Genomic DNA, 7,357 nt, shown 5'->3' with positions numbered 1-7,357 from the left:
CGGCAGGGCGATGATGTAGACCTCGGGGTGACCGAAGAACCAGAACAGGTGCTGCCACAAGATCACCCCACCATTGGCCGGGTCATACAACTGCGCGCCGAATTGTCGGTCGACCTCCAAGCCCATCAACGCCGCGGTCAGCAACGGGAACGCCAGCAGGATCAGCACGCTGGTGACCAGGATGTTCCAGGTGAAAATCGGCATCCGGAACATCGTCATACCGGGAGCACGCAGGCAGACCACGGTGGTGATCATGTTGACCGCACCGAGGATGGTGCCCAGACCGGAAACGGCCAGGCCGAGGATCCACATGTCGGCGCCGGCACCCGGAGAGTGCACCGCATCGGTCAGTGGGGTGTAGGCAGTCCAGCCGAAGTCAGCCGCGCCACCGGGGGTGATGAATCCGGCGACCGCCACCGTCGAACCGAACACGAACAGCCAGAAGCTGAAGGCATTCAACCGCGGGAACGCCACGTCCGGCGCACCGATCTGAAGCGGCAGCACCACATTCGCGAAACCGATCACGATCGGCGTCGCGTACATCAGCAGCATCACGGTGCCGTGCATGGTGAACAGCTGGTTGTACTGCTCGGTCGACAGGAACTGCAGACCCGGAACAGTCAACTCAGACCGCATCAGCAGGGCCATCAGGCCACCGATGAGGAAGAACGCAAAGCAGGCAACCAAATACATGATGCCGAGCATCTTGTGGTCGGTGGTCGTCAACACCTTGTAGATGAACGACCCCTTGGCCCCCGTGCGCTCGGGGTAAGGCCGTACCGGAGCCACCTGAGTAGTGGGCTGGTCTACCGCGGTCACTGATCCTCCTACCTGCGTGGCCACTCCGGAACGCCGCCGGGCGAGATGTTCTCCCGCCCACGACATGAGGGCACGGCGATGAATGTGCGCTGTGGACGATCGTATCCCGTCGCGAGAGCGCCGTTTGAGTGGGTCCTACGAAGTGTCGTATTTGTTTTGAGCAACGACCTGGGCACCTCGGAGCCTGGGCGATCGGCACGATCGCGAGTGCTAGTTTGTTCGAGAATTCAACCCGAGTCCGGCTGCCCGCAGAACCGAAAGAGTCCTCCAGTGAGCGATGTGATCCGCCGCCCGCGCGGCTGGGCGGCTGTGGTCCTTGCCGCGCTGGTCAGCGTAGCCGTGAGTGGGTGTATCGACTCCGAGGTTCCCGGTGGCGAGGGCACGATCACCACGACGACCACCCGGATCGCGTCGGTCGACCTGGTCGATCCGACGCGAGACACCAACCTGACGTGTCAGCCGACAGCTCCCGCCGACGCCGATGCTCCCGATCCCCAACGGATTGTGGTCGCCGACCCGAATCTGCTGGATGCGCTGTGCGCCTTGGGTCTGCAAACCCGGGTGGTGGCCAGCACCACGATCGGGGGCTCGTTGCCGACGTTCATGGGCGATGCGGTGCACGACCTCCCGACCATCGGCGAGAAGAGCCGGCCGAATGTGGCCATGGCAACAGCGGCTAAGCCGGACCTGGTGCTCAGCACCGGCGGCTCCCCCCTCGACGGCGCCATGGGATCCGTCGAGGTCGTCTCGATCGATCCCGCACAGGATTGGGAGAAACGCTTTTCGGCCGTCGCTGCGGCGGTGGGCCGGACGGGCGCGGGCAAAGAACGGCTCCAGGCCTACCTCGACGGTTCCAAGGCGGTCGGCGACCGTATCGGCGCCAGGTATTCGCAGGCGTCTCTGGTGCGCTTCGCCAAGGATTCCGAGATCGTGGAGGGCACCGACGCTTTTGCAGCGCAGGTCCTCACCGACATCGGAGTCCAGCGGCCGCCGGGGCAGCGGGAACCCGAGCCCACGATCATCGACGACAAGAACTTCGAGATCGCAGACGGAGACGTCGTCTACGTCAGTTTCCAGGGCACGGCCGGCGAGAAGTACGGCACGTCCGTCATGGAGAGCGATCGCTGGCTGGACATGGGCGCTCCGAGCTGGCGTCGGGTGCTGATCGTTGCCGATGACGTCTGGTACAGCGCGGGCGGCCTGTCGGCTGCGAACGTCGTCCTGGGGAATGTCCGGGACTCCCTGAACTGATCCGCAGGTCAACCATTCGCCGTGATCGGGACAGCGGATGGGATTGGAATCACCCTGAGGCCAACCCTGTGCCCCCTCTGATGCGCCCATCAGCATGAGTGCATGACTGTCACCGACGAATACCTGGAAAACAACCGCGCTTACGCGGCGGAGTTCTCCGGTCCCCTACCCCTTCCGCCGAGCCGCCATCTGGCAGTCGTCGCGTGCATGGACGCCCGCCTCGACGTCTACCGCATTCTCGGACTCAAGGACGGTGAAGCGCACGTCATCCGCAACGCAGGTGGCGTCGTCACCGACGACGAGATCCGCTCGCTCGCCATCAGTCAGCGTTTGCTCGGCACCACCGAGATCATCCTGATCCACCACACCGACTGCGGAATGCTGACGTTCACCGACGACGAGTTCAAGCGCGGCATCCAGGACGAGCTCGGGGTCAAGCCACCGTGGTCGGCCGAATCGTTCCCCGACCTTCACGAGGACGTCAAACAGTCACTCGCCCGCATCGAGAACTCCCCGTTCGTCACCAAGACCACGTCGTTGCGCGGCTTCATCTTCGATGTGGCCACCGGAAAGCTCGAAGAGGTTTCTGCCTGAAATCGGGGCGGGGGCTCTGCACAGAAACGCTCCACTGGCCATAGCGGCCGGTGGAGCGTTGCGCTTTTCGCGAGACAAGCAGATCTGCTCCACTTCCAGTGCGCTGGAAGCGGAGCAGATCTACGAAAGCGGAGCAGATTGGCCGGAGCAAGAAGTAGTCCGCCACTCCCCAACAGAATTCGCGCCACCTACTGCGAAACGCGCCAGTTGCAACTGGCGCGTTTCGCTGGAGGTGGCGCGAATTTCTGGGTCGGTCAGAAGTCCCAGTCCTCGTCTTCGGTGTTGATGGCCTTGCCGATGACGTAGGAGCTGCCCGATCCCGAGAAGAAATCGTGGTTCTCGTCGGCGTTCGGTGAGAGCGCCGACAGGATTGCCGGGTTCACGTCCGTCTCGTCGCGCGGGAACATCGCCTCGTAGCCGAGGTTCATCAGCGCCTTGTTGGCGTTGTAGCGCAAGAACTTCTTGACGTCTTCACTGAGGCCGACGTCGTCGTAGAGCGCCTCGGTGTAGTCGGTCTCGTTGTCATAGAGCTCGAACAACAGCTCGAAGGTGTAGTCCTTCAGTTCTTGACGACGCTCGGCCGACTGGGTTTCCAACGCGCGCTGGTACTTGTAGCCGATGTAGTACCCGTGGACGGCCTCGTCACGGATGATCAACCGGATCAGGTCGGCGGTGTTGGTGAGCTTGGCGCGCGACGACCAGTACATCGGCAGATAGAAACCGCTGTAGAAGAGGAACGACTCGAGCAGCGTCGAGGCAATCTTCCGCTTGAGCGGGTCGTCGCCCCGGTAATAGTCCATGACGATGCGCGCCTTGGTCTGCAGCTGCTCGTTCTCCTCGGACCACCGGAACGCCTCGTCGATGTCCTTGGTGGAGCACAGCGTCGAGAAGATCGAGCTGTAGCTCTTGGCGTGCACCGACTCCATGAACGCGATGTTGGTCAGCACCGCCTCTTCGTGCGGGGTGCTCGCATCCGGGATGAGGCTGACAGCGCCGACGGTGCCCTGGATGGTGTCGAGCAGCGTCAGGCCGGTGAAAACCCGCATGGTGAGCTGCTTCTCGACCTCGGTGAGCGTGCCCCACGACGGGATGTCGTTGGACACCGGCACCTTTTCCGGCAACCAGAAGTTGCCGGTCAGGCGATCCCACACCTCCGCGTCTTTCTCGTCGGGGACGCGGTTCCAGTTGATCGCCGAGACCCGGCTGACCAGCTTGATCGGCGCTCCGTCGGCCGGGCTGTGGCTCTGGGTGGACGTCATCGTGCTCCCCTGATGTTCGAAGGTGTTGTATCGCAAGTATTTACAGCATGCATGAGACGCAGTTCTCCACTTCTGTCCCCTCGAGCGCCATCTGACGCAAGCGGATGTAGTAGAGCGTCTTGATGCCCTTGCGCCATGCGTAGATCTGGGCCTTGTTCACGTCGCGGGTGGTCGCGGTGTCCTTGAAGAACAGCGTCAGGCTCAGGCCCTGGTCGACGTGCTGGGTGGCGGCTGCGTACGTGTCGATGATCTTTTCGTAGCCGATCTCGTACGCGTCCTGGTAGTAGCCCAGGTTGTCGTTGTCCATGAAGGGGGCCGGGTAGTAGACGCGGCCGATCTTGCCTTCTTTGCGGATCTCGATCTTGGCTGCCACCGGGTGGATTGAGCTCGTCGAGTGGTTGATGTAGCTGATCGAACCGGTCGGCGGCACCGCCTGCAGGTTCTGGTTGTAGATGCCGTGTTCCTGAACGCTCGCCTTGAGGTCGCGCCATTCGTCCTGCGTCGGAATCGCGATGCCGGCCTGCCCGAACAGGTCCCGGACCTTGTCGGTCTCCGGTTCCCAGGTCTTCTCGAGGTACTTGTCGAAGAACTCACCGGTGGCGTACTTGGACCGCTCGAAACCACCGAACGCCTTGCCGCGTTCCTTGGCGATCCGGTTCGAGGCCCGCAAGGCATAGAACAGCACCGTGTAGAAGTAGATGTTCGTGAAGTCGATGCCCTCTTCGGACCCGTAGTAGATCCGCTCACGAGCGAGGTATCCGTGCAGGTTCATCTGGCCGAGGCCGATGGCGTGCGAGGAGTCGTTGCCCTCCTGGATCGACGGCACCGAGGTGATCGCGGTCTGATCCGACACCGCGGTCAATCCGCGGATGGCGGTCTCGATGGTGTGGGCGATGTCCGGGGAGTCCATCGTCTTGGCGATGTTGAGCGACCCCAGGTTGCACGAGATGTCCTTGCCCACACGGGAGTAGGAGAGGTCGTCGTTGAACGTCGAGGCGGTCGAGACCTGCAGGATCTCCGAGCACAGGTTGGAGTGGGTGATCTTGCCGTCGATCGGGTTGGCGTTGTTCACCGTGTCCTCGAACATGATGTACGGGTAGCCCGATTCGAACTGCAGCTCTGCCAGGGTCTGGAAGAACTCGCGCGCCTTGATCTTGGTCTTGCGGATCCGGCGGTCCTCGACCATCTCGTGGTACTTCTCGGAGACGCTGATGTCGGCGAACGGCACCCCGTAGATGCGCTCGACGTCGTACGGGCTGAACAGGTACATGTCGTCGTTGCGCTTGGCGAGTTCAAAGGTGATGTCGGGGATGACGACACCCAGCGACAGGGTCTTGATCCGGATCTTCTCGTCGGCGTTCTCGCGCTTGGTGTCGAGGAAGCGGTAGATGTCGGGGTGGTGCGCGTGCAGGTACACCGCGCCGGCACCCTGACGGGCTCCGAGCTGATTGGCGTAGCTGAACGAGTCCTCGAGGAGCTTCATGATCGGGATGACACCCGAGCTCTGGTTCTCGATCTTCTTGATCGGCGCGCCGTGCTCGCGAATGTTGCTCAGCAGCAGCGCAACCCCGCCGCCACGCTTGGACAGCTGCAACGCCGAGTTGATCGAGCGACCGATCGATTCCATGTTGTCTTCGATGCGCAGCAGGAAGCACGACACGGGCTCCCCGCGCTGCTTCTTGCCAGAGTTCAGGAACGTGGGGGTGGCCGGCTGGAAGCGGCCTTCGATGATCTCGTCGACCAGGTTGCGAGCCAGTGCGGTGTCGCCGTCGGCGAGGGTCAGGGCCACCATCGACACCCGATCCTCGAACCGCTCGAGGTAGCGCTTGCCGTCGAACGTCTTCAGCGTGTACGAGGTGTAGTACTTGAACGCGCCCAGGAAGGTCGGGAAGCGGAACTTCTTGCTGTAGGCGTGATCGAAGAGTCCCTTGACGAACTCACGGTCGTACTTCGCCAATACCTCGGGCTCGTAGTAGTTTTCCTCGACCAGGTACTTGAGCTTCTCTTCGAGGTTGTGAAAGAAGACGGTGTTCTGGTTGACGTGCTGCAGGAAGTACTGATTGGCCGCCTCGCGATCCTTCTCGAACTGGATCTTGCCGTCGGCGTCGTACAGGTTCAGCATCGCGTTGAGCGAGTGGTAGTCCATCTCACCCGGATCGCGCCCCGACGGGTCGGCGTGGGTACCGGACTTGCTGGCCGAAGCGTCTACTCGCGGATCGGTTACTGGGGCTGCGGTTGGCGACACTGTGACGACTCCTGGGCGTGGTCTGGGGCTGTTTGGTCTGGGGCAGATGATCTTTGGGCGAATTGGTGGAGTCCGGCGCGGACCCGCTCGACGTCTTCGGTGTCACCCATCAGCTCGAACCGATACAGATAGGGCACCTGGCATTTACGCGAGATGATGTCTCCGGCGAAACAGAACTCTTCACCGAAGTTAGTATTCCCTGCTGCTATGACAGCGGTGATCAAGGAACGGTTGTGTGGGTTGTTCAGAAACTTGATGACCTGCTTCGGAACGAAGCCGCCGGCCTCGCCCGAGGCCTTGCCGCCGCCGTACGTGGGGCAGATCAGCACATAGGGCTCATCGACGGTGAAGCTGCCGTCATGGTCGATCAGCGGGATTCGCCGGGCTCGCAGACCGAGCTTCTCGACGAATCGGTGCGTGTTCTCCGAGACGCTGGAGAAGTAGATGATCAGCGGCGCCTCGGAGAACTCTACGGGTGTGGAGTGTCCGGGAATCTTCCCCAATGTCCCGACCTCCACGATATTGCCGACGGGTAGAGCTGAGCAGGGTGGATCAGGCAGCTGCTGCGACGAGCGCCTTGATGCGATCAGGACGGAATCCCGACCAGTGGCTGTCAGCAGTCACGACAACGGGAGCCTGCAGGTAACCAAGTGCCATGACGTAATCGCGGGCGTCGGAGTCTTCGGTGATGTCCACGATCTCGTAGGCGAGACCGTTCTTGTCGAGGGCCTTGTACGTGGCGTTGCACTGCACGCACGCAGGCTTGGTGTAGACGGTGATGGTTGCGGTGGCCGAAGTTGTCATATCCCCAGAACTCCCTCTTGACGTGCCGATGGCCGGTTGATTGGCCAGCTCAAATGTGTTTCAAATCTTGATTCTGTCGGCTTGTCGGTGCTGTTCCTCAGGTTCAACCCCTTGCGGCCGTTCAGTGTTCCAAACACTACACCTAGTGTCTGACATTCGGGAACAACACAACACGTTGCGAATGACATTCATGAAAGTCCCAGGTCGCACGTGTGCACCAACGTGAATTCCGGCGTGTCACGGCGTGTCGTGCGTCACATGTTTAGAAACCCATGATCCCGCGGACACAAAACATCCCCGTCAGTGGTGTCGGAGGGCGATACGGGCTGTTGCAATTTGTACATAGTTGGCCGGTTCGGCGTCGGCTTGTCTAGCCGGTTTGTGG

General features: G+C 61.6%; 7 protein-coding genes. 2 read left to right on the top strand and 5 right to left on the bottom strand.

Annotated features, from left to right (window positions below; all coding sequences use genetic code 11):
* A partial coding sequence (locus tag BFL43_RS00475) for a cbb3-type cytochrome c oxidase subunit I (protein WP_206186588.1) occupies positions 1-819 on the bottom strand: 819 nt, incomplete at its 3' end.
* Between the two features lie 270 nt (positions 820-1,089).
* Between BFL43_RS00475 and BFL43_RS00470 the strand changes: the two genes are divergently transcribed.
* Entirely contained in the window at positions 1,090-2,070 is a 981-nt protein-coding gene (locus tag BFL43_RS00470; RefSeq protein ID WP_084889762.1) for a hypothetical protein, read from the top strand.
* A 102-nt stretch (positions 2,071-2,172) separates the two neighbouring features.
* Positions 2,173-2,664: a carbonic anhydrase gene (locus BFL43_RS00465; RefSeq protein WP_084889760.1), complete on the top strand. Its 492-nt coding sequence runs from the start codon at positions 2,173-2,175 to the stop codon at positions 2,662-2,664.
* Between the two features lie 254 nt (positions 2,665-2,918).
* Here the strand turns inward: BFL43_RS00465 and nrdF are convergent, their stop codons facing one another.
* Genes nrdF through BFL43_RS00445 form a run of 4 tightly spaced genes read right to left on the bottom strand, consistent with a single transcriptional unit; the run spans position 2,919 to position 6,972 of the window.
* Positions 2,919-3,923 carry a class 1b ribonucleoside-diphosphate reductase subunit beta gene (gene nrdF / locus BFL43_RS00460; RefSeq protein ID WP_084889758.1) on the bottom strand — a complete coding sequence of 335 codons (1,005 nt, stop codon included), beginning with the start codon at positions 3,921-3,923 and terminating at the stop codon, positions 2,919-2,921.
* A 40-nt stretch (positions 3,924-3,963) separates the two neighbouring features.
* Positions 3,964-6,168 (bottom strand): class 1b ribonucleoside-diphosphate reductase subunit alpha, encoded by a 2,205-nt coding sequence (gene nrdE, locus BFL43_RS00455; RefSeq protein ID WP_084889756.1) that lies wholly within the window; start codon positions 6,166-6,168, stop codon positions 3,964-3,966.
* Positions 6,144-6,671 carry a class Ib ribonucleoside-diphosphate reductase assembly flavoprotein NrdI gene (gene nrdI / locus BFL43_RS00450; RefSeq protein WP_168176496.1) on the bottom strand — a complete coding sequence of 176 codons (528 nt, stop codon included), beginning with the start codon at positions 6,669-6,671 and terminating at the stop codon, positions 6,144-6,146. The genes nrdE and nrdI overlap by 25 nt, the downstream gene beginning before the upstream one ends.
* A 49-nt stretch (positions 6,672-6,720) precedes the next feature.
* Positions 6,721-6,972, bottom strand: a complete 252-nt coding sequence (locus tag BFL43_RS00445; protein ID WP_084889754.1) for a redoxin NrdH — start codon at positions 6,970-6,972, stop codon at positions 6,721-6,723.
* Between the last annotated feature and the right edge of the window lie 385 nt (positions 6,973-7,357).

It is taken from the genome of Williamsia sp. 1135 (assembly GCF_002095395.1).
Classification (GTDB): domain Bacteria; phylum Actinomycetota; class Actinomycetes; order Mycobacteriales; family Mycobacteriaceae; genus Williamsia.
Note: the sequence above shows the minus strand (reverse complement) of the source record. Positions and strands in the feature narration are given on the sequence as shown.

Excerpts from the sequence above, each read along its gene's own strand:
- BFL43_RS00465 (WP_084889760.1), top strand. The coding sequence starts at position 2,173 with ATGACTGTCACCGACGAATACCTGGAAAACAACCGCGCTTACGCGGCG.
- nrdF (WP_084889758.1), bottom strand. The coding sequence starts at position 3,923 with ATGACGTCCACCCAGAGCCACAGCCCGGCCGACGGAGCGCCGATCAAG.
- BFL43_RS00445 (WP_084889754.1), bottom strand. The coding sequence starts at position 6,972 with ATGACAACTTCGGCCACCGCAACCATCACCGTCTACACCAAGCCTGCG.